Origin of the sequence: Pseudoclavibacter helvolus (assembly GCF_014191305.1) — a bacterium.
GTDB classification, from domain to species: Bacteria; Actinomycetota; Actinomycetes; order Actinomycetales; family Microbacteriaceae; genus Pseudoclavibacter; species Pseudoclavibacter helvolus.
In genome coordinates this window covers 286,725-306,406 of the sequence record NZ_JACHWJ010000004.1, presented here as the reverse complement: position 1 = coordinate 306,406, position 19,682 = coordinate 286,725, and the positions used below count along the sequence as shown (strand labels likewise).

General features: G+C 63.9%; 27 protein-coding genes and 1 pseudogene. All 28 read right to left on the bottom strand.

The features are described 5' to 3' along the window. Positions 1-175: 175 nt before the first annotated feature. The gene (locus tag FHX72_RS13690) at positions 176-799 is read right to left on the bottom strand and encodes an adenylate kinase (RefSeq protein ID WP_183625829.1); all 624 of its coding nucleotides are present in this window, start codon (positions 797-799) and stop codon (positions 176-178) included. Beyond that, positions 796-2,154 carry a preprotein translocase subunit SecY gene (secY, locus tag FHX72_RS13685; protein ID WP_183625827.1) on the bottom strand — a complete coding sequence of 453 codons (1,359 nt, stop codon included), beginning with the start codon at positions 2,152-2,154 and terminating at the stop codon, positions 796-798. The genes FHX72_RS13690 and secY overlap by 4 nt, the downstream gene beginning before the upstream one ends. 72 nt (positions 2,155-2,226) lie before the next feature. Continuing rightward, positions 2,227-2,700, bottom strand: coding sequence for a 50S ribosomal protein L15 (gene rplO, locus FHX72_RS13680; protein ID WP_068479260.1), 474 nt, complete (start codon positions 2,698-2,700; stop codon positions 2,227-2,229). Next, on the bottom strand, positions 2,697-2,885 hold the full coding sequence (gene rpmD, locus FHX72_RS13675; RefSeq protein WP_068479261.1) for a 50S ribosomal protein L30: 189 nt from the start codon (positions 2,883-2,885) through the stop codon (positions 2,697-2,699). The genes rplO and rpmD overlap by 4 nt, the downstream gene beginning before the upstream one ends. Further along, on the bottom strand, positions 2,885-3,577 hold the full coding sequence (gene rpsE / locus FHX72_RS13670) for a 30S ribosomal protein S5 (RefSeq protein WP_068479462.1): 693 nt from the start codon (positions 3,575-3,577) through the stop codon (positions 2,885-2,887). Before rpsE ends, rpmD begins: the two co-directional genes overlap by 1 nt. Before the next feature lie 32 nt (positions 3,578-3,609). Then, complete coding sequence (rplR, locus tag FHX72_RS13665; protein WP_068479263.1) at positions 3,610-3,981, bottom strand: 50S ribosomal protein L18; 372 nt, start codon at positions 3,979-3,981, stop codon at positions 3,610-3,612. A gap of 2 nt (positions 3,982-3,983) precedes the next feature. After that, positions 3,984-4,520, bottom strand: coding sequence for a 50S ribosomal protein L6 (gene rplF / locus FHX72_RS13660; RefSeq protein WP_104286260.1), 537 nt, complete (start codon positions 4,518-4,520; stop codon positions 3,984-3,986). A 6-nt stretch (positions 4,521-4,526) separates the two neighbouring features. Beyond that, the gene (gene rpsH / locus FHX72_RS13655) at positions 4,527-4,925 is read right to left on the bottom strand and encodes a 30S ribosomal protein S8 (protein WP_068479267.1); all 399 of its coding nucleotides are present in this window, start codon (positions 4,923-4,925) and stop codon (positions 4,527-4,529) included. Between the two features lie 125 nt (positions 4,926-5,050). Next, positions 5,051-5,638 carry a 50S ribosomal protein L5 gene (rplE, locus tag FHX72_RS13650; RefSeq protein ID WP_068479269.1) on the bottom strand — a complete coding sequence of 196 codons (588 nt, stop codon included), beginning with the start codon at positions 5,636-5,638 and terminating at the stop codon, positions 5,051-5,053. A 134-nt stretch (positions 5,639-5,772) separates the two neighbouring features. Beyond that, positions 5,773-6,117, bottom strand: a pseudogene (gene rplX, locus FHX72_RS13645) (50S ribosomal protein L24); the annotation flags it as partial. Between the two features lie 3 nt (positions 6,118-6,120). Next, the gene (gene rplN / locus FHX72_RS13640) at positions 6,121-6,489 is read right to left on the bottom strand and encodes a 50S ribosomal protein L14 (protein WP_068479273.1); all 369 of its coding nucleotides are present in this window, start codon (positions 6,487-6,489) and stop codon (positions 6,121-6,123) included. A 39-nt stretch (positions 6,490-6,528) separates the two neighbouring features. Beyond that, entirely contained in the window at positions 6,529-6,825 is a 297-nt protein-coding gene (gene rpsQ, locus FHX72_RS13635; protein WP_068479275.1) for a 30S ribosomal protein S17, read from the bottom strand. Continuing rightward, positions 6,825-7,154: a 50S ribosomal protein L29 gene (rpmC, locus tag FHX72_RS13630; RefSeq protein ID WP_068479277.1), complete on the bottom strand. Its 330-nt coding sequence runs from the start codon at positions 7,152-7,154 to the stop codon at positions 6,825-6,827. The genes rpsQ and rpmC overlap by 1 nt, the downstream gene beginning before the upstream one ends. Before the next feature lie 2 nt (positions 7,155-7,156). Further along, on the bottom strand, positions 7,157-7,573 hold the full coding sequence (gene rplP / locus FHX72_RS13625; protein ID WP_068479279.1) for a 50S ribosomal protein L16: 417 nt from the start codon (positions 7,571-7,573) through the stop codon (positions 7,157-7,159). Between the two features lie 2 nt (positions 7,574-7,575). Further along, positions 7,576-8,334: a 30S ribosomal protein S3 gene (gene rpsC / locus FHX72_RS13620; RefSeq protein ID WP_068479282.1), complete on the bottom strand. Its 759-nt coding sequence runs from the start codon at positions 8,332-8,334 to the stop codon at positions 7,576-7,578. Next, positions 8,334-8,717, bottom strand: coding sequence for a 50S ribosomal protein L22 (gene rplV, locus FHX72_RS13615; RefSeq protein WP_068479284.1), 384 nt, complete (start codon positions 8,715-8,717; stop codon positions 8,334-8,336). Before rplV ends, rpsC begins: the two co-directional genes overlap by 1 nt. Positions 8,718-8,741: 24 nt before the next feature. Beyond that, entirely contained in the window at positions 8,742-9,023 is a 282-nt protein-coding gene (rpsS, locus tag FHX72_RS13610) for a 30S ribosomal protein S19 (RefSeq protein ID WP_068479286.1), read from the bottom strand. Between the two features lie 11 nt (positions 9,024-9,034). Beyond that, complete coding sequence (rplB, locus tag FHX72_RS13605; protein ID WP_068479288.1) at positions 9,035-9,874, bottom strand: 50S ribosomal protein L2; 840 nt, start codon at positions 9,872-9,874, stop codon at positions 9,035-9,037. Between the two features lie 25 nt (positions 9,875-9,899). Next, entirely contained in the window at positions 9,900-10,199 is a 300-nt protein-coding gene (rplW, locus tag FHX72_RS13600) for a 50S ribosomal protein L23 (protein ID WP_068479290.1), read from the bottom strand. After that, positions 10,196-10,843: a 50S ribosomal protein L4 gene (gene rplD / locus FHX72_RS13595; RefSeq protein ID WP_183625823.1), complete on the bottom strand. Its 648-nt coding sequence runs from the start codon at positions 10,841-10,843 to the stop codon at positions 10,196-10,198. The genes rplW and rplD overlap by 4 nt, the downstream gene beginning before the upstream one ends. A gap of 6 nt (positions 10,844-10,849) precedes the next feature. Continuing rightward, complete coding sequence (gene rplC, locus FHX72_RS13590) at positions 10,850-11,503, bottom strand: 50S ribosomal protein L3 (protein ID WP_068479294.1); 654 nt, start codon at positions 11,501-11,503, stop codon at positions 10,850-10,852. An 8-nt stretch (positions 11,504-11,511) separates the two neighbouring features. After that, a complete protein-coding gene (gene rpsJ / locus FHX72_RS13585) occupies positions 11,512-11,820 on the bottom strand; it encodes a 30S ribosomal protein S10 (protein WP_068479296.1) in 309 nt (102 codons plus the stop codon). Between the two features lie 388 nt (positions 11,821-12,208). After that, positions 12,209-14,314: an acyltransferase family protein gene (locus tag FHX72_RS13580; protein WP_183625821.1), complete on the bottom strand. Its 2,106-nt coding sequence runs from the start codon at positions 14,312-14,314 to the stop codon at positions 12,209-12,211. Between the two features lie 245 nt (positions 14,315-14,559). Next, a complete protein-coding gene (gene tuf / locus FHX72_RS13575; protein WP_068479300.1) occupies positions 14,560-15,753 on the bottom strand; it encodes an elongation factor Tu in 1,194 nt (397 codons plus the stop codon). A gap of 120 nt (positions 15,754-15,873) precedes the next feature. Continuing rightward, positions 15,874-17,988, bottom strand: coding sequence for an elongation factor G (gene fusA / locus FHX72_RS13570; protein WP_183625819.1), 2,115 nt, complete (start codon positions 17,986-17,988; stop codon positions 15,874-15,876). 54 nt (positions 17,989-18,042) lie between these two features. Then, the gene (gene rpsG / locus FHX72_RS13565; RefSeq protein WP_068479304.1) at positions 18,043-18,513 is read right to left on the bottom strand and encodes a 30S ribosomal protein S7; all 471 of its coding nucleotides are present in this window, start codon (positions 18,511-18,513) and stop codon (positions 18,043-18,045) included. Beyond that, positions 18,513-18,887, bottom strand: coding sequence for a 30S ribosomal protein S12 (gene rpsL / locus FHX72_RS13560; protein WP_068479306.1), 375 nt, complete (start codon positions 18,885-18,887; stop codon positions 18,513-18,515). Before rpsL ends, rpsG begins: the two co-directional genes overlap by 1 nt. A 262-nt stretch (positions 18,888-19,149) precedes the next feature. Then, complete coding sequence (locus FHX72_RS13555) at positions 19,150-19,668, bottom strand: hypothetical protein (protein ID WP_183625818.1); 519 nt, start codon at positions 19,666-19,668, stop codon at positions 19,150-19,152. Positions 19,669-19,682 lie beyond the last annotated feature (14 nt).

Sequence of the window (19,682 nt, the reverse complement as noted above, 5' to 3'; positions counted from 1 at the left end):
TGGGGAGCCGCCACGGCAAAGCTAGCGGAGTCGAACCACGCCGGGCCAGGGACGAAAAGTACGGCGATCAGACCGACGCGTGCGTTCTAACCAGAAGCAGATTCTGGCCGGATACAGAAAGGACCCGCGCAGAGTGTTCTCCGCGCGGGTCCTGACGTGTGGTGCTGAGTGCGGGCTACTTGCCGCTCAGGCGATGCAGCGGGTGACGAAGGCCACGCTCCTCGAGCGCAGCCAAGATACGGTTGCGAACTTCCTCAACCGTGCCGAAACCGTTGACGCTCACGAGCACGCCCCGTGCCGAGTAGGTCTCCAGCAAGGGAGCCGTCTCCTGCAGGTAGACGTTCTGGCGGTGGCGGATAGCTTCTTCCGTGTCGTCGGCGCGGCCCTGCTCGAGGGCACGGCGGCGAAGGCGCTCTACAACGCTGTCGACCTCGACCTTGAGCTCGATGACGGCGTCGATCGCGTTTCCCTGATCGGCGAGGAGCTGGGTGAGGAACGCCACCTGCTCCAACGTGCGCGGGTAGCCGTCGAGCAGGAAGCCCGCCGCGGCGTCGGCCTCGGTCAGACGGTCCCGCACGAGTTCGTTCGTGAGCGAGTCGGGAACGAGGTTGCCGCTCTCGATGATCTCGCGAACCTGGATGCCGAGGTTCGTGCCGTTCTTGATGTTGGCACGGAAGATGTCGCCCGTGGAGATCGCGGGTACACCGAACGCCTCGGCGATGCCTACGGCCTGGGTTCCCTTACCGGCCCCGGGGGGACCGACGATGAGCAGGCGGAAGGTCTGGTCGTGATGTGTCATCGGAGAAGCCCCTCGTAGTTGCGTTGTTGGAGTTGAGCGTCGATCTGCTTCACCGTCTCAAGGCCGACACCGACGACGATGAGGATGGACGCGCCGCCGAACGGGAAGTTGGCGTTGGCGTTGACCGTGGAAAGTGCGATGAGCGGGATGAGCGCGAGCACACCCAGGTACAGCGAGCCAGCGAACGTGATTCGCGTGAGTACGAAGTTGAGGTACTCGGCAGTGGGTCGGCCTGCACGGATGCCGGGCACGAAGCCGCCGTGCTTGCGCATGTTCTCTGCGACTTCCTCCGGGTTGAAGGCGATCGCCACGTAGAAGTAGGTGAAGCCGATGATGAGGAGGAAGTACACCGCCATGTAGAGCGGGTGGTCGCCGGTCGTGAAGTTGTTCATGACCCAGGTGACCCATTCAGGCGGGGTCTCCCCCGCTGCGGGCTGGTTGAACTGCGCGACGAGCGCGGGCAGGTAAAGGAGCGACGAGGCGAAGATGACCGGGATAACGCCGGCCTGGTTCACCTTGATCGGGATGTACGTGCTGTTGCCCCCGTACGTGCGACGCCCGACCATGCGCTTGGCGTACTGCACCGGGATGCGACGCTGCGACTGCTCGACGAAGACGACGGCCATCATGATGAGAAGGCCGATCGCGATGACGATGACAAGCGTCGTCATTCCACCGGTGCCGGCGGCGATCGCTCCAAACGCGGACGGGAACGAGGCGGCGATCGACGTGAAGATGAGCAGCGACATACCGTTGCCGACGCCGCGCTCGGTGATGAGCTCGGCCATCCACATGATGACTGCGGTACCGGCGGTCATCGCTGCGACCATGAGGACAACGCGCACCATGTTGATGACGGCGTTCTCCGGCGTCGCGGCCGACTCGTTGAGCATGTCGAGGACGTTCTCGCAGGCAGCGTTGCCCGTTCCGAACAGTGTCCCCGACTTCGCGACTGTGGCGAGCGTTGTCGCCTGCAGGATCGCGAGGGCGATGGTCAGGTACCGCGTGTACTGCGTGAGCTTCGACTGACCGGCCTGACCCTCCTTATGGAGCGCCTCGAAGTGCGGGATGACCACACGCAGCAGCTGCGTGATGATCGACGCCGTGATGTACGGCATGATGCCCAGCGCGAAGATCGACAACTGCAGCAGCGCGCCACCGGAGAACAGGTTGACCATGTCGTAGAGACCGGCCATCTGCGTACCCGTGTCGAGACACTGCTGCACATTGACGTAGTTCACAAAGGGGCCAGGAACCGCGGTGCCGATCCGGTAGATGGCGACCATAGCGAGCGTGAAGAGGATCTTGCGACGAAGATCCGGAGTCTTGAACACTCGTGCGACGGCACTGAACACTACGTTCCTGCTTTCATTTCTCGTGAAAGAGACAAGCGGGGGTCGGCAACCGCCGACCCCCGCTTGGAGTTGCTACTTGACGGAACCGCCGGCGGCAACGATCTTCTGCTCTGCTGAGCTGGAGACCTTGTCGACCGCGACGTTCAGCTTAACCGCAATCTCGCCATTGCCGAGCACCTTGACGGGCTCGTTCTTGCGAACCGCGCCCTTTGCCACGAGGTTAGCGATGGTGACATCGCCACCCTCGGGGAAGAGCTCGGCCAGCTTGGAGAGGTTGACAACCTGGTACTCGACGCGGAACGGGTTCTTGAACCCGCGCAGCTTCGGCGTACGCATGTGCAGCGGCATCTGGCCACCCTCGAAGCCGATACGCACTGTCGTGCGCGCCTTCGAGCCCTTGGTACCGCGACCGGCGGTCTTGCCCTTGGAGCCCTCACCGCGGCCAACGCGCGTCTTGGACTTCTTGGCGCCGGGAGCGGGACGGAGGTGGTGGACCTTGAGCTGAGGCTCGGAGGTCACGTCCTTCTCGTTCTCGTTCTTGCTCATTCGGAAATCTCCTCAACTGAGACCAGGTGAGCGACTGTCTTGACGTAGCCACGGTTCACCGAGTTGTCCGGCTTCACGACGGTGTCGCCAATGCGCTTGAGGCCGAGCGAGCGCAGTGTGTCGCGCTGGTTCTGCTTCTCGCTGATCTTGGACTTGATCTGGGTCACCTTGAGACTCGCGGCCATCAGGCACCAACCTTCTGTGCTTCGGCTGCTGCCTTGGCCGCGTTGGCCTCGGCACGCAGGATGCGCTGCGGGACGACCTGGTCGACGGGCAGGCCACGACGAGCTGCGACGGCGCGCGGCTCCTCGAGCTGCTTCAGGGCCGCGACGGTTGCGTGCACGATGTTGATCGTGTTCGACGAACCGAGCGACTTCGACAGGACGTCGTGGATTCCCGCGCACTCGAGTACGGCGCGGACGGGGCCACCGGCGATAACACCGGTACCTGCAGCGGCGGGGCGGAGCAGGACGACGCCTGCAGCTGCCTCACCCTGCACGGGGTGCGGGATCGTCTTCAGGACGCGCGGGACGCGGAAGAAGTTCTTCTTCGCCTCTTCGACGCCCTTGGAGATGGCCAGCGGTACCTCACGGGCCTTGCCGTAGCCGACGCCCACGAGTCCGTTGCCGTCTCCGACGACGACGAGCGCGGTGAACGCGAAGCGACGACCGCCCTTGACGACCTTGGAGACGCGGTTGATGGTGACGACGCGCTCCAGGAACTGGCTCTTGTCATCGCGGGAGTTGCGGTCACGACCGCCACCCTGTCCGCCGCGCTCGCCGCGACCGCCGCCGCGACGGTTGTTGTCGCGTCCGCTTCCGCCTTCGCGCTGTGCCGACTCGCTCGACGCGGCCGTCTCAACGGGCGTGTCGGTCATGTTGTCGGGCGTGTTGGTGTCGATTTTCTCGGTCACAGGTTCAGCCCTGCCTCTCGTGCTCCATCAGCGATGGCCGCGACGCGACCGGCGTACTTGTTGCCGCCGCGGTCAAAGACCACGCTTTCGATGCCGGCGTCCTTGGCGCGTGCGCCGACGAGCTCGCCGACACGCTTTGCCTTGGCGGACTTGTCGCCCTCGAACGCGCGCAGCTCAGCTTCCATGGTGGAGGCGGATGCGAGCGTGATGCCCTTGGTGTCGTCGACAACCTGGACGAAGACGTGACGCGCTGAACGCGTGACGACGAGACGGGGACGCTGCGCGTCGCCCGAGACCTTCTTGCGAAGGCGGACGTGGCGGCGACGGGTCGCAGCCTGCTTGCTCTTTCCTCGAGTTCCGAGTCCCATGGTTACTTACCTGACTTTCCGGCCTTGCGGCGGATCTGCTCGCCCTCGTAACGCACGCCCTTGCCCTTGTAGGGCTCGGGGAGGCGGAGCTTGCGGATGTTCGCTGCGACCTCGCCGACGGCCTGCTTGTCGATTCCGACAACCGTGAGCTTGTTGTTGCCCTCGACCTGGAACGAGATGCCTGCGGGGGGCTCAACGTTGATCGGGTGCGAGTAGCCGAGTGCGAACTCGACGCCCGTGCCCTTGGAAACGATGCGGTAACCGGTTCCAACGACCTCGAGCTTCTTGGTGTAGCCCTCGGTGACGCCGATGATGTTGTTGTTGATGAGCGTGCGGGTCAGGCCGTGCAGTGCACGTGACTCGCGCTCGTCGTTCGGACGCGTGACGAGAACCTGACCGTCTTCGAGCTTGACCTCGATGGGGTTCGAGACGACGAGTGCGAGCTCGCCCTTCGGGCCCTTGACGGTGACGTTCTGCGCGTCGATCTTGATGTCAACGCCGGCTGGGACGCTGATCGGGAGACGACCAATTCGTGACATGACGGATTACCACACGTAGGCGAGGACTTCTCCGCCTACGCCCTTCTGCTCGGCCTGGCGGTCCGTGAGGAGACCAGAGGAGGTGGACAGGATGGCAATGCCGAGGCCGCCGAGGACGCTAGGCAGCTCGGTCGAGCGCGCGTACACGCGGAGACCTGGCTTGGAGACGCGCTTGATGCCGACGATCGACCTCTCGCGGTTCGGACCGAACTTCAGCGAGAGAGTGAGGGTCTGGCCCACTCGTGCATCTTCGACTGTCCAGTCGGTGATGTAACCCTCGCGCTTGAGAATGTCGGCAATGTGGGACTTGAGCTTCGAGCTCGGCATCGACACGGAGTCGTGGTGCGCCGAGTTCGCGTTGCGCAGTCGCGTCAGCATATCTGCGACGGGATCTGTCATCGTCATGATGAGTGCCTTTCGCCTGGTTTCGCGGGGCCGTACACGGCCCCGCGACCTGTGGTGGACGGGCCGCTGCGGTTGCAACAGCCCGATGGGGTCACGGCATGCGCCGTGACCCTCGGGTGTTCAGACTAGTTCTGCTGGAGACCTGCGTGGAACGGGAACCCGAGCTTGCCCAGGAGGGCACGGCCTTCGTCGTCGTTCTTCGCCGTCGTTACGACGGTGATGTCCATACCGCGTGTGCGGTCGATCTTGTCTGGATCGATCTCATGGAACATTACCTGTTCCGTGAGGCCGAAGGTGTAGTTTCCGTTGCCGTCGAACTGGCGGTCGTTGAGACCACGGAAGTCGCGGATACGGGGAAGAGCGAGCGAGAGCAGGCGGTCGAGGAACTCCCACATGCGGTCGCCGCGCAGCGTGACGTGCGCGCCGATCGGCTGGCCCTCACGCAGCTTGAACTGCGCGATGGACTTCGTGGCCTTGGTGACCTTGGGCTTCTGGCCCGTGATCGCCGTGAGGTCCGTGATGGCACCTTCGATGATCTTGCCGTCGCGAGCTGCCTCGCCAACACCCATGTTCACGACGATCTTCACGAGACCCGGAACCTGGTGGACGTTGCTCACGCCGAGGTCTGCCTGCAGCTGAGCCTTGAGCTCGTCGCGGTACTTCAGCTTGAGACGGGGCTGGATTTTGCCAGCCTCCGTGGCGATGTCAGTCATATCTACTCGTCGTCCTTCTTCTTCGGTGCGGCGGCCTTAGCCTTCGTCGCTGGCTTCTTCTCAGCCTTCTCAGCCTTGTCGGCCTTGTCGGCCTTGGCAGCCTTCTCGGCCTTCGCAGGCTTAGCTGCGCGGCGCGAGGACTTGAAGACGCGCGTGCGCACCGTCTTGGTCACGCCGTCCTTCGTGACCTCTTCGACCTGCACACCGGTGCGAGCCGGCTGCTTGGTCTCGGGGTCGACGAGTGCGACGTTTGAGATGTGGATGGGGGCCTCGACGGTCTCGATGCCACCCGTCTTCGTGCCACGCTGCGTCTGACCGACGCGAACGTGCTTGGTCACGAAGTTGATGCCCTGGACGAGGACGCGGTTCTCCTCGCGGAGCACCTCGAGGACCTCGCCCTGCTTGCCGCGGTCTCCACCGCGAGCCTGCGTCGGACCAGAGATGACCTGAACCAGGTCGCCCTTGCGGATCGTTGCCATGGGTTAAATCACCTCCGGAGCGAGCGACACGATCTTCATGAACTTCTTGTCGCGAAGCTCGCGACCGACCGGTCCGAAGATTCGAGTGCCACGCGGCTCGTTGTCACCCTTGAGGATGACCGCTGCGTTCTCGTCGAACTTGATGTACGAGCCGTCGGGACGACGGGTCGACTTGACTGTGCGAACGATGACGGCCTTGACGACCTCACCCTTCTTGAGGTTGCCGCCAGGGATCGCGTCCTTGACGGTCGCGACGATGACGTCACCGATTCCCGCGTAGCGGCGGCCGGAGCCACCGAGTACGCGGATCGTGAGGAGTTCCTTGGCGCCGGTGTTGTCGGCGACGCGGACTCGGGATTCTTGCTGAAGCATGTGTCAAATTCCTTCGCTGAGAGGTCGAAGAGGCGAGGCCTACTTCGCCTTCTCCAGGATCTCGACCAGGCGCCAGCGCTTGGTAGCGCTGAGGGGACGGGTCTCTGCAATCAGGACGAGGTCGCCGATGCCGGCCTGGTTGTCGGCGTCGTGCGCCTTGACCTTGCTCGAGCGGCGGAGCACCTTGCCGTAAAGGGGGTGCTTGACGCGCTCTTCGACCGAGACGGTGATGGTCTTGTCCATCTTGTCGCTCGTGACGTAGCCGCGCCGGGTCTTGCGGTCGTTGCGCTCGAGCGCTTCTTCCGCTGCCTCGGGCTGTGTCGTGCTTTCAGCCATTACTTGGTCTCCTCGTTCTCAGCCTCGGGCGCAGCCGCAGGGGCTTCGGCCTTCTTCGAAGCCTTGGTGGCCTTCGACTTCTTGGCCGGCTTCTCGACCGGGGCCGGGGTTGCGCGGATCCCGAGCTCACGCTCGCGGATCACCGTGTAGATGCGCGCGATGTCGCGCTTTACCTGACGGATGCGTCCACGCTCTTCGACCTGGTTGGTCACGGCCTGGAAGCGCAGGTTGAACAGCTCTTCCTTGGCCTTCTTGAGCTCCTCGACGAGACGTCCGTCTTCGAAGTTGTCGAGCTCGGTGGTGGCGAGCTCCTTGGTACCAATCGCCATGATTACTCGCCTTCCTCGCGCGAAATGATGCGTGCCTTGAGCGGCAGCTTGTGGATGGCGCGAGTGAGGGCCTCGCGAGCGAGCTCCTCGCTGACGCCGGCGACCTCGAAGAGGACGCGGCCGGGCTTGACGTTCGCAACCCAGGAGTCGACTGCACCCTTACCGGAACCCATACGGGTCTCAGCGGGGCGAGCGGTCATCGGGCGGTCCGGGTAGATGTTGATCCAGACCTTGCCGCCACGCTTGATGTGGCGGGTCATCGCGATACGAGCTGCCTCGATCTGACGGTTCGTGACGTAGGACGGCGTGAGCGCCTGGATGCCGAACTCTCCGAACGAGACGGTGTTGCCACCCTTCGACATGCCGCTGCGGTCCGGGCGGTGCTGCTTACGGTGCTTGACTCGACGTGGAATCAACATGGTTACGCCTCAACTCCTGCGGCGACCTGCTTCTCGTTGTCGCGGCGCGGGCCACGACGGGAGCGGTCGTTACGGTCCCCACGGGACGACTTCTGGTTGGCCTGTTCGCGGGCGAGTTCCTTGTTGGTCATATCGCCCTTGTAGATCCACACCTTGACACCGATGCGACCGTAAGTGGTCTTGGCCTCGTAGAAGCCGTAGTCGATGTTGGCGCGGAGCGTGTGCAGCGGAACGCGTCCCTCGCGGTAGAACTCCGAGCGGCTCATTTCAGCGCCGCCGAGGCGGCCCGAGACCTGGATGCGGATGCCCTTGGCACCTGCACGCTGAGCGCCCTGGAGGCCCTTGCGCATTGCACGGCGGAAGGCGACACGAGCAGAGAGCTGCTCGGCGATGCCCTGCGCGACCAGCTGAGCGTCAGCCTCGGGGTTCTTGACCTCGAGGATGTTCAGCTGGATCTGCTTGCCCGTGAGCTTCTCGAGGTCGGCGCGGATGCGCTCGGCCTCTGCTCCGCGACGTCCGATGACGATGCCGGGGCGTGCCGTGTAGATGTCGACGCGAACGCGGTCACGGGTGCGCTCGATCTCGATGCGGGAAACGCCTGCGCGGTCGAGCGACTTCTGGAGGTATTCGCGGATGCGAATGTCTTCCTTGACGTAGTCGCTGTAGCGCTGACCCGGCTTGGTCGAGTCTGCGTACCAACGTGAGACGTGGTCGGTCGTGATTCCGAGACGGAAGCCGTACGGATTGATCTTCTGGCCCATTACTTGCTGCTCCCCTTCTCGGCCTCGGCGAGCTCCGGCGTCGCCAGCACAACCGTGATGTGGCTTGTGCGCTTGTTGATGCGGAATGCTCGTCCCTGTGCACGCGGACGGAAGCGCTTGAGGGTTGCACCCTCGTCTACGAACGCCTTGGCGATGTAGAGGTCGCGCTCGTCAAGGAACTGGCTGTCCTTGTCCGCCTTGACGCGTGCGTTGGCGATTGCGGATGCAACAACCTTGTAGACCGGCTCAGAAGCACCCTGAGGTGCGAACTTCAGGATTGCGAGCGCCTCAAGCGCCTGCTTGCCGCGGATCAAGTTGACGACGCGACGAGCCTTCTGAGGGGTGACGCGGATGTGCCGCACGCGTGCGGTTGACTCCACCATATTTTCCTCCTTCACGTCGCCGCGTTAGCGGCGACGACCCTTCTTGTCGTCCTTCTCGTGTCCACGGAAGGTGCGGGTCGGTGCAAACTCGCCGAGCTTGTGGCCGACCATGGTTTCGGTAACAAACACGGGGATGTGCTTGCGTCCGTCGTGCACGGCGATGGTGTGGCCGAGCATGTCCGGCACGATCATCGATCGGCGCGACCAGGTCTTGATGACGTTCTTCGAGCCAGCTTCGTTCTGCTTGACCACCTTCTGGAAGAGGTGTTCGTCGACGAAGGGGCCCTTCTTGAGACTGCGAGGCATCTTCTGATCTCCTACTTACGCTTCTTGCCGGCAGGGCGACGGCGGACGATGAGCTTGTCGCTCTCCTTGTTGGGGCGACGGGTGCGGCCTTCTGGCTTACCCCAGGGGCTCACCGGGTGACGTCCACCGGACGTACGACCCTCACCACCACCGTGCGGGTGGTCGACCGGGTTCATGACAACACCACGAACAGTCGGGCGAACGCCGAGCCAGCGCTTGCGGCCGGCCTTGCCCAGGTTGATGTTCGACTGCTCGGCGTTGCCGACCTCGCCGATCGTTGCGCGGCAGCGCACGTCGACGTTGCGGACTTCGCCGCTCGGCAGACGCAGCTGGGCGTAGGGGCCGTCCTTCGCAACGAGGCGAACGGATGCTCCAGCCGAGCGCGCCATCTTCGCGCCGCCGCCTGGGCGGAGCTCGATAGCGTGGATGACCGTACCGGTCGGGATGTTGCGCAGCGGGAGGTTGTTGCCCGGCTTGATGTCGGCGCCAGCGCCCGACTCGATGATGTCGCCCTGCTTGAGCTTGTTCGGAGCCAGAATGTAGCGCTTGGATCCGTCGAAGAAGTGCAGCAGCGCGATACGAGCGGTGCGGTTGGGGTCGTACTCGATGTGAGCGACCTTGGCGTTCACGCCGTCCTTGTCGTTACGACGGAAGTCGATAACGCGGTACTGGCGCTTGTGGCCACCACCGATGTGACGGGTCGTGATGCGTCCCTGGTTGTTGCGGCCACCCGACTTCGTCAGGGGGCGGAGCAGCGACTTCTCAGGGGTCGAGCGCGTGATCTCGGTGAACTCGGACACCGAGGCTCCACGACGACCTGGCGTCGTGGGCTTGTAATTGCGAATAGCCATGTGAATTCGTCCTCTGTGCTCTCGATTAACCGGCGTTCGAGAAGATATCGATGGTGCCGGACTTGAGCGAGACGATGGCGCGCTTGGTGTCCTTGCGCTTGCCGAGCCCGAAGCGGGTGCGGCGCGTCTTGCCCGTGCGGTTCAAGGTGTTGACCTTGTCGACCTTGACGTCGAAGATCTGCTCGATAGCGAGCTTGATCTCGGTCTTGTTCGAACGGGGGTCAACCTCGAAGGTGTACTTGCCCTGGTCGATCAGGCTGTAGCTCTTCTCGGAGATCACCGGCGCGAAGATGATGTCGCGCGGGTCCTTGTTGTTTGCGCTCATGCGCCCTGCTCCTTGGTGGTCTTGCTCTCGACGAACGCGTCGTAAGCAGCCTTCGTGAAGAGGATGTCGTCCGAGACGAGCACGTCGTAGGCGTTGAGCTGGTCAACGAACAGGACGTGAAGCGACTGGAGGTTACGGACGCTCAGGAGGCTGAGCTCGTCGCTGCGGTCGAGGACAACGAGGATGTTGCGTCCCGTTGCGACCTTCGCGATAGCTGCGGCTGCGACCTTGGTCGAGGCCTTCTCGCCCGTGACGAGGGAGTCGACGATGTGCAGGTGGCCACCGCGTGCGCGGTCGCTCAGTGCGCCGATGAGGGCAGCTGCAATCATCTTCTTGGGGGTGCGCTGCGAGTAGTCACGCGGCGTCGGTCCGTGGACGATGCCACCACCCTTGTGCTGCGGCATGCGGACCGAGCCCTGACGGGCGCGGCCGGTGCCCTTCTGCTTGAACGGCTTGCGGCCGGAGCCGGAAACCTCTCCACGGTTCTTCGTCTTGTGCGTGCCCTGACGAGCAGCCGCACGCTGAGCGACGACAACCTGGTGGATCAGCGGGACGTTGGTCTGCGCGTCGAAGATGGCGGCAGGCAGTTCGACCGAGCCGGACTTCTTGCCGGCTGCGTCGGTGACGTCAATCTTGGTTGCCATAGGAAACTAGGCCCCCTTCACTGCGTTGCGAACGAAAACGAGACGACCCTTGGGGCCGGGGACAGCACCCTTGACGAGGAGGATGCCCTTCTCGGCGTCGGCTGCGTGAACCGTGAGGTTCTGGACGGTGACGCGGTCGCCACCCATCCGGCCAGCCATGCGCGTGCCCTTGAAGACACGGCTGGGGGTCGCGGAGGCACCGATGGAGCCGGGGCGACGGTGGTTCTTGTGCGCACCGTGAGATGCGCCAACACCGGAGAAGTTGTGACGCTTCATGACACCGGCGAAGCCCTTGCCCTTGCTGGTGCCGACGACGTCGATCTTCGTGCCGGGCTCGAACGTGTCTGCGCCGAGCTCCTGACCGATCGTGTACGTGGCTGCATCAGCGGTGCGGAGCTCGGTGATGTGGCGGCGCGGCGTGACGCCCGCTGCTGCGAACTTGCCGGCTGCCGGCTTGTTCACCTTGCGCGGGTCGATTGCGCCTGCGGCGATCTGAACGGCTTCGTAGCCGTTCTTTTCGACGGTCATGATCTCGGTGACGACGTTGGTGCTCACCTGGATGACCGTGACGGGGACGAGACGGTTTTCAGCGTCCCAGACCTGGGTCATGCCGAGCTTCGTGCCCAGCAGTCCCTTGAACGTCTTGGTAGCGGTAGACATGTGTTTCCCTAGAGCTTGATCTCGATGTTGACGTCGGCCGGAAGGTCGAGACGCATGAGCGAGTCGACGGCCTTCGGCGTCGGGTCGACGATGTCGATCAGACGCTTGTGGGTGCGCATCTCGAAGTGCTCGCGGCTGTCCTTGTACTTGTGAGGGCTACGGATCACGGCGATCACGTTCTTCTCGGTAGGAAGGGGCACCGGGCCGATGACGGAGGCGCCAGCACGGGTTACGGTGTCGACGATCTTGCGCGCCGAGCTGTCGATGACCTCGTGGTCATACGACTTCAGTCGAATGCGGATCTTCTGTCCCGCCATGGTTGACTCTCTCTCTCAATGACGTGCCGCCATTGCGGCTTCGCATGCAACCCCGTGGCGTCTTCACGCCGGGATTCGCACCACTGTTTTTCTGTCAAGTTCACCTGCTCGGAGCACAGGAGTGTACTCAAGCTGATGGACGGCCTTCCAGACGCAACCTCGGTGAGGCGTTGTCCTTTGGCCGGAGCTTTGCTCTGCTGCCGGCGGCCTAAGCTGCACACCAGGCGTCTTGCGACAGTTGCCGTAGACGCGGGGCGCTTATGCACACTCCGGGCAGTGATTCGAACACACGACTAGCGCCGCGCCCCGAAATACTGAACTCACCGAGTTTAGACCGGACGGGGCCGTTCTTGCAACCCGGGCGTGTCGCGTGTCTCAGATCCGGAGGTCAGAGGCCGAGCGGGGCGAGGACGCGGTCCGCGATGACCTTCGAAAGGTAGAGCGAGTACTGACGCCCGATGTGCGTCGGATCGCTGTGCACGGGCATCCCCGAGACGACGTTCGGGCAGGCCGCCGCGTCGACGTCGCAGAACCACGCAGTGGTCGGAACGACTGTTGCGCCAGACTCCCCCATGACCTCAGCCAGCTCGTCGACGCGCTGCTGGCGCTCCGCACCGAACGGCGTCTCGCAGTAGCGTCCAGCCTCTGAGCTCGTCGACGCCTCCATACACTCATCGAGGTCCCGGGTCGGCGGCACTGAGTCGAGCCAGACGACCCGGATTCCGAGTTCGGTGAGGGCGCGAACGTACTCGCTGCTGCCTCGCCCAAGGTCCATTCCGACATCGTCCCCGAGGTGCTCATAGCCATCGCCGACCCACCACGCGCCGTAGGAGATGACGACGACGTCCGGTCTCCCCTCAGCGGCGAGGTCGACAACCCAGTTGTTATGGCCCTCGCAGGTCTCTCTGTAGTGCTCGATGCTGTCGAGTCCAGCACCAGAGGTGAACGGACACATCGAGAGGCCGAGGAGCTGCAGCCGTGTGTCGTCGCCGAGCGCTTCCCTGAACCCGGGCGCCCAGGTCACAGCCTGGGAGTCCCCGACGAGCCAGACCTCGCGGTCGGCATCCGCGCTGCCGTACGCGCAGCGTTCGAGCGCTTCGTCGGATGCGACGGAAACGCAATCGTCGAGCTCCCACTCCTCGCTGCGCGCCTCGGCGCCGCTGATGAGCCTTCCGTCTGGCACGCTCGGCTCTGCGATGGACTCCGCGATGACCGCGGAGAGGTCCTCCTGGCTGTCGACCGCCGGAGCTACCCCGATCGCCTCGATGGCGTCTTCGTGCACCTGGGGTGCGATCTGGACACCGTAGAACGCGACGAGTGCCACGAGCGGCACCGTTGCCGAGGTGATCAGGCGCGGGTTCGGCTTCCACTTGGGCGCCGTCGAGTCGATCGGCGCGATGGGATTCCGAATCCGACCGAGCAGCTTGAGCCCCCTGTTCGCTGACCAGGCGACGCCGATCGACACGGCCAGGAGCAGGACGCCATCGACTAAGGAGACGGGTTCTGCGCGCTCCGGGAAGATCTCTACGAACAGCTTGAGGATCGGCCAGCTCCACAAGTACAACCCGTAGGAGAATCCGCCGAGCCACACGAGCGGCTTCCACGTCAGGATCCGGTTGCCGCCAGCCGGCGCACCTGATGCCCCCGCGATGAGTACAAGCAGTGCTCCCCCGACCGGGTAGAGCGCAATGAGGCCAGGGTACGGCCAGGTGCTCGGCAGGAGACCAGCCGTCAACACGAGGGCGAGGCCCAGGCTGCCGAGGATCGCTCGCGCAACCGTAGGAAGGTGGATGCGCGTCACGAGCAGGGCGGCGAGCGCTCCTATCCCGAACTCCCAGAGGCGAGCCCAGGTGCTGTAGTACGTGGGCACGGGATCGATCGCGACACCGTTGAGCGCGTAAACGAAGGAGGCGACCGTCAGGAGCGCGAACCCCGCGACCGCGACGCGACGGACCGGCCACTTCGCGGCCTTGGCGATGAGCCCCAGGATCACGACGAAGCCGAGCAGGAGCAGCGTCGATTGCCCCTGCACGGACATGGCCCAGAAGTGCTGCACGGCGGACTTGTCGTGCCCCGCCGCGATGTAGTCGGTCGCGTCTCCAGCGAGGCGCCAGTTCTCCCAGTAGGTCGCCGCGGCGAAGACGTCTGTGACGTTCCTCTGGAAGGAGAGCGCGGGGGCCGTCAGGAGGAGGACGACCGAAACGACAAGCAGCACCAGCCCGGCCATCGGGAACAAACGTGTAGCCGTGCGCTTGATGTACTGCCAAGCGCGGATGCTCCCCCGCCGCTCGAGCTCGCCCACGAGCGTCGTTGCGAGAAGGAAGCCGCCGAGGACGAAGAAGAGATCGACGCCCCCTGAGACGGTGCCGAACCAGATGTGGAACGAGGCGACGAGGAGCGATGCAACCGCTCGCAGGCCTTGAATGTCGGTCCGGTAGCGGTTTGGTGCCTGCCGAGGCGTCGCGCTCGTCGGGCGTTCTGCGCGTACGGACATTCGTCGAGCTCCTGGGGCTGCGCTGAGGCGGTGGGCGTTCCTCCGCTTGGTGCGTCGGGGCTCCGTCGAAGAGATTCGGGAGACCGCGGGGCTGCGCCCGATGCACAATGTGCGATTCTAACGCGGTTCGCGATTCGGCGAACCCGGGGTCAAGATACGAGATTCAGCGGCACCGGGCGAATCGCGCGGGGACACGAAAAGGGCCGGACCCGAAGGTCCGACCCTTTCCGAAGTGAGCTGGAAGCTTACTTGTTGATCTTCGTCACCGTGCCGGCGCCGACCGTGCGGCCACCCTCACGGATTGCGAAGCCGAGGCCCTCTTCCATAGCGATCGGCTGGATGAGCTCGACCGTCATGTCCGTGGTGTCACCAGGCATGATCATTTCCTTGCCCTCGGGCAGGGTGATGACGCCGGTCACGTCCGTGGTGCGGAAGTAGAACTGCGGGCGGTAGTTCGTGAAGAACGGGTTGTGACGGCCACCCTCGTCCTTCGAGAGGATGTAGGCAGTGCCCTCGAAGTTCGTGTGCGGCGTGACGGAACCGGGAGCGACGATGACCTGACCGCGCTCGACGTCCTCACGCTTGGTGCCACGAAGGAGCAGACCACAGTTCTCACCGGCCCACGCCTCGTCGAGCTGCTTGTGGAACATCTCGATACCCGTGACGGTGGTCTTGACGGTCGGGCGGAGGCCGACGATCTCGACGTCAGAGTTGATCGAGAGGGTGCCACGCTCGGCGCGACCCGTGACGACGGTTCCACGACCGGTGATCGTGAAGACGTCCTCGACGGGCATGAGGAACGGCTTGTCCTTGTCGCGGACGGGCTCCGGCACGTTGTCGTCGACAGCCTGCATGAGCTCGACGATCTTCTCGGCCCACTTCTCGTCGCCCTCAAGCGCCTTGAGGCCGGAAACCTGGACGACAGGAGCGTCGTCGCCTGGGTAGTCCTGGCTCGAGAGGAGCTCGCGAACCTCGAGCTCGACGAGCTCCAGGATCTCCTCGTCGTCAACCATGTCAGCCTTGTTCAGGGCAACAACGAGGTACGGCACGCCGACCTGCTTCGCGAGCAGAACGTGCTCACGCGTCTGAGCCATGGGGCCGTCGGTTGCGGCAACCACGAGGATTGCGCCATCCATCTGCGCAGCGCCCGTGATCATGTTCTTGATGTAGTCGGCGTGACCCGGAGCATCGACGTGAGCGTAGTGACGCTTGGGCGTCTCGTACTCGACGTGGGAGATGTTGATCGTGATACCGCGCTGACGCTCTTCCGGAGCGGAGTCGATCGACGCGAAGTCACGCTGCACGTTGGTCGCCGAAGGGTACTTGTCAGCAAGCACCTTCGAGATCGCTGCGGTGAGCGTGGTCTTGCCGTGGTCGACGTGACCGATCGTTCCGATGTTTACGTGCGGCTTGGTCCGCTCGAACTTGGCCTTAGCCACTGTGGTCCTCCTAGGACGTCGTTGGTGCCAGTCCGCGAATGACGCAGATTGACTTCCGGGTTTTCAGTGATGAATGTTACCCGCTCGGGCGACGCGCTGCGTCACCCGAGCCGGCAAGGGCTACTCGCCCCGGTTCTTCTGGATGATCTCCTCGGCAACAGCCTTGGGGACCTCGGCGTACGTTTCGAACGTCATGGAGTACACGGCACGACCAGAGGTCTTGCTGCGCAGGTCTCCGATGTATCCGAACATCTCCGACAGCGGCACGAGTGCACGCACCACCTTCACACCACTGGCATCTTCCATCGACTGGATCTGGCCGCGGCGCGAGTTGAGGTCGCCGATCACGTCGCCCATGTACTCCTCAGGAGTACGGACCTCGACCGACATGAGCGGCTCGAGGATGACGGGACCGGCCTTGGGGGCTGCTTCCTTGAACGCGATCGAACCCGCGATCTTGAACGCCATCTCCGAGGAGTCGACGTCGTGTGCAGCACCATCGAGGAGCGACGCCTTGACGCCGACCATCGGGTAGCCGGCGAGGACGCCGACCTGCATCGCATCCTGGATGCCAGCATCCACGGATGGGATGTACTCACGAGGCACGCGACCACCGGTGACGGCGTTCACGAACTCGTAGGTCTTCTCAGCGTCCATCTCAAGCGGCTCGAGCTTGATCTGGATCTTGGCGAACTGGCCGGAGCCACCCGTCTGCTTCTTGTGGGTGTAGTCGAACTTCTCGACGACCTTGGTGAGCGTCTCGCGGTAGGCGACCTGGGGCTTGCCCACGTTCGCCTCGACCTTGAACTCGCGCTTCATGCGGTCGACGAGGATGTCGAGGTGGAGCTCGCCCATGCCCTTGATGACCGTCTGACCGGTCTCCTGGTCGAGCATGACGCGGAACGTCGGGTCTTCCTCAGCCAGCTTCTGGATAGCCGTTCCGAGCTTCTCCTGGTCGGCCTTGGTCTTCGGCTCGATCGCGACCTCGATAACGGGGTCAGGGAAGGTCATCGACTCGAGGACGATCTGCTTGTCAGGGTCGCTCAGGGTGTCACCGGTCATGGTGTCCTTGAGGCCGATGACGGCGTAGATGTGTCCAGCGGTCATCGACTCGACCGGGTTCTCCTTGTTGGCGTGCATCTGGAAGATCTTCCCGATGCGCTCCTTCTTGCCCTTCGAGGAGTTGACGACCTGCGCGCCGGACGGGACGTGTCCCGAGTAGACGCGCGTGTAGATGAGACGACCGAAGAACGGGTGCACGGCGATCTTGAACGCGAGAGCCGCGAACGGCTCATCCGCGCTCGGACGACGCGTGAGCTCCTCCGACTCGTCGCGCGGGTTCATGCCGACAACGGCAGGAACGTCGAGCGGCGACGGGAGGTAGTCGACGACTGCATCGAGCATCGGCTGGACGCCACGGTTCTTGAACGCGGAGCCGCAGAGCACCGGGTACATCTCGCTCGTGACCGTGAGCTTGCGGATGGCGGCCTTGACCTCGGGGATCGAGATCTCCTCGCCGGCGAAGAAGCGCTCCATGAGCGCGTCGTCGGTCTCGGCGACAGCCTCGAGCAGCTTGTTGCGGTACTCCGCAGCGCGCTCCTTGAGGTCTTCCGGGATCTCCTGCGTCTCGTAAGCCGCACCGAGGGTGGTGTCACCCTTCGAGTCGCTCGGCCAGACCTTCGCGTTCATCTCGACCAGGTCGACGACGCCGATGAAGTCGTTCTCAGCACCGATAGGGAGCTGGATGACGAGCGGCTTCGCGCCGAGGCGGTTGACGATCGTGTCGACCGTGAAGTAGAAGTCAGCGCCGAGCTTGTCCATCTTGTTGACGAAGCAGATGCGCGGAACGTCGTACTTGTCGGCCTGACGCCAGACGGTCTCCGACTGGGGCTCAACGCCCTCCTTGCCGTCGAACACGGCGACTGCACCGTCGAGGACGCGGAGCGAACGCTCCACCTCGACGGTGAAGTCGACGTGACCTGGCGTGTCGATGATGTTGATCTGGTTCTTCTTCCAGAACGACGTCACAGCAGCGGAGGTGATCGTGATGCCACGCTCCTGCTCCTGCTCCATCCAGTCCGTCGTCGAGGCGCCGTCGTGCGTCTCGCCGAGCTTGTGGTTGACACCGGTGTAGAACAGGATGCGCTCGGTGGTTGTCGTCTTGCCAGCATCGATGTGCGCCATGATGCCGATGTTGCGGACCTTGTTCAGGTCAGTAAGCACGTCCTGTGCCACGGGTGTCCTCCGAAAGGATTGAAGCGAGAGTGGTGAGGGCTACCAGCTGCTGGATTACCAGCGGTAGTGCGCGAAGGCCTTGTTGGACTCGGCCATCTTGTGCGTGTCTTCACGGCGCTTCACCGCGGCACCGAGGCCGTTGGATGCGTCGAGGATCTCGTTCGTGAGGCGCTCGGTCATCGACTTCTCGCGACGGTTCTTCGCGTAGCTCGTGAGCCAGCGGAGAGCGAGCGTGTTGGCACGGTGAGGCTTGACCTCGACCGGGACCTGGTACGTCGAGCCGCCGACGCGACGCGAGCGAACCTCGAGCGTGGGGCGCACGTTGTCGAGCGCCTTCTTCAGGGTCGCGACTGCGTCGAGTTCCGACTTGGCAGCGACACCCTCGAGTGCGTCGTAGACGATGCGCTCGGCGAGGCCCTTCTTGCCATCAAGAAGAATCTTGTTGACGAGCTGGCTGACGATGGGGGCGCCGTACACGGGGTCGGCGACCACGGGGCGCTTCGGGGCTGGACCCTTACGTGGCATTACTTCTTCTCCATCTTCGCGCCGTAACGGCTGCGAGCCTGCTTGCGGTTCTTCACTGCCTGGGTGTCAAGTGCACCGCGGACGATCTTGTACCGCACACCCGGGAGGTCCTTCACACGACCGCCGCGGACGAGCACCATCGAGTGCTCCTGGAGGTTGTGGCCCTCACCTGGGATGTAGGCGGTCACCTCGGTGCCGTTCGACAGCTTGACACGAGCGACCTTGCGGAGCGCCGAGTTCGGCTTCTTAGGCGTCGTGGTGTAGACGCGGGTGCAAACCCCGCGCTGCTGAGGGTTGGCCTTCAGGGCTGGCGTCTTGGACGCCGACGCCTTGGGGCGGCGGCCCTTGCGGACCAACTGCTGAATTGTTGGCACGAATAATCTCCTTGGTTTTGTACTGCGTGATCGTGGTAAGCACGATTCCTGTGCCTACGAGGCACTGTTTGCCTCTTGATAACCGACCGGCGGTACAAAATCTCTGGTATCGCTGGTTGGTGAAGCGGTGGCAGTCGAGGCGACTGGCGTTGCTTACAGTTGCGCGTTGAGCTGCAGTTTCTTCACAGTTTCAACGTTCGCACGGTTTTGGGCGCGACAGGGCGCGCGCACCGAAAAATCCTACCCCGTGAGTTTTGCAGGGTCAAGCGGCACCCCGATCGCGTCCGGCGGGTCGAGCCGTGGAAAGCACCACCGCGACGATGACGATGGCCGCGAGTGGCACGATTGCCAGACCGAAAGGGCCCGTCGAGAGCCCGACCGCAACCTCGCTCGCGAGCGGCGAGAGCGCATCCGTCTCACCTGGTTCCGGTCGCGTCCCAGAGGCAACAATGCCGGAGACGAGCGCGAAGGCGAGCCAGGCGAGCAGACTGCCTGGGAGTGAGACCCACAGGGATCCCGGCTTGCCACCGAACCGCCGCCGGAGCGCGAGCGCAGCGGACAGGGCCACGATGACGGTCGCCGCGGCCACGGACAGCGGGGCGACGAGGATCCCGACTCCGGGGAGGTCGATGACGTCGCGGTCGAGGCCGAGCGCCACGAAGCCCCACGTGGCGATGACAAGAGACGCGAAGACCAGGCCGCTGACGGCTCCCCAGGTGGCGGCCCTCCCCCACGACGAGCCGGGGTCTGGGGGCAGCTCGGCGTCGGAGCTCTCGATCATGCTTGCACTGCTTC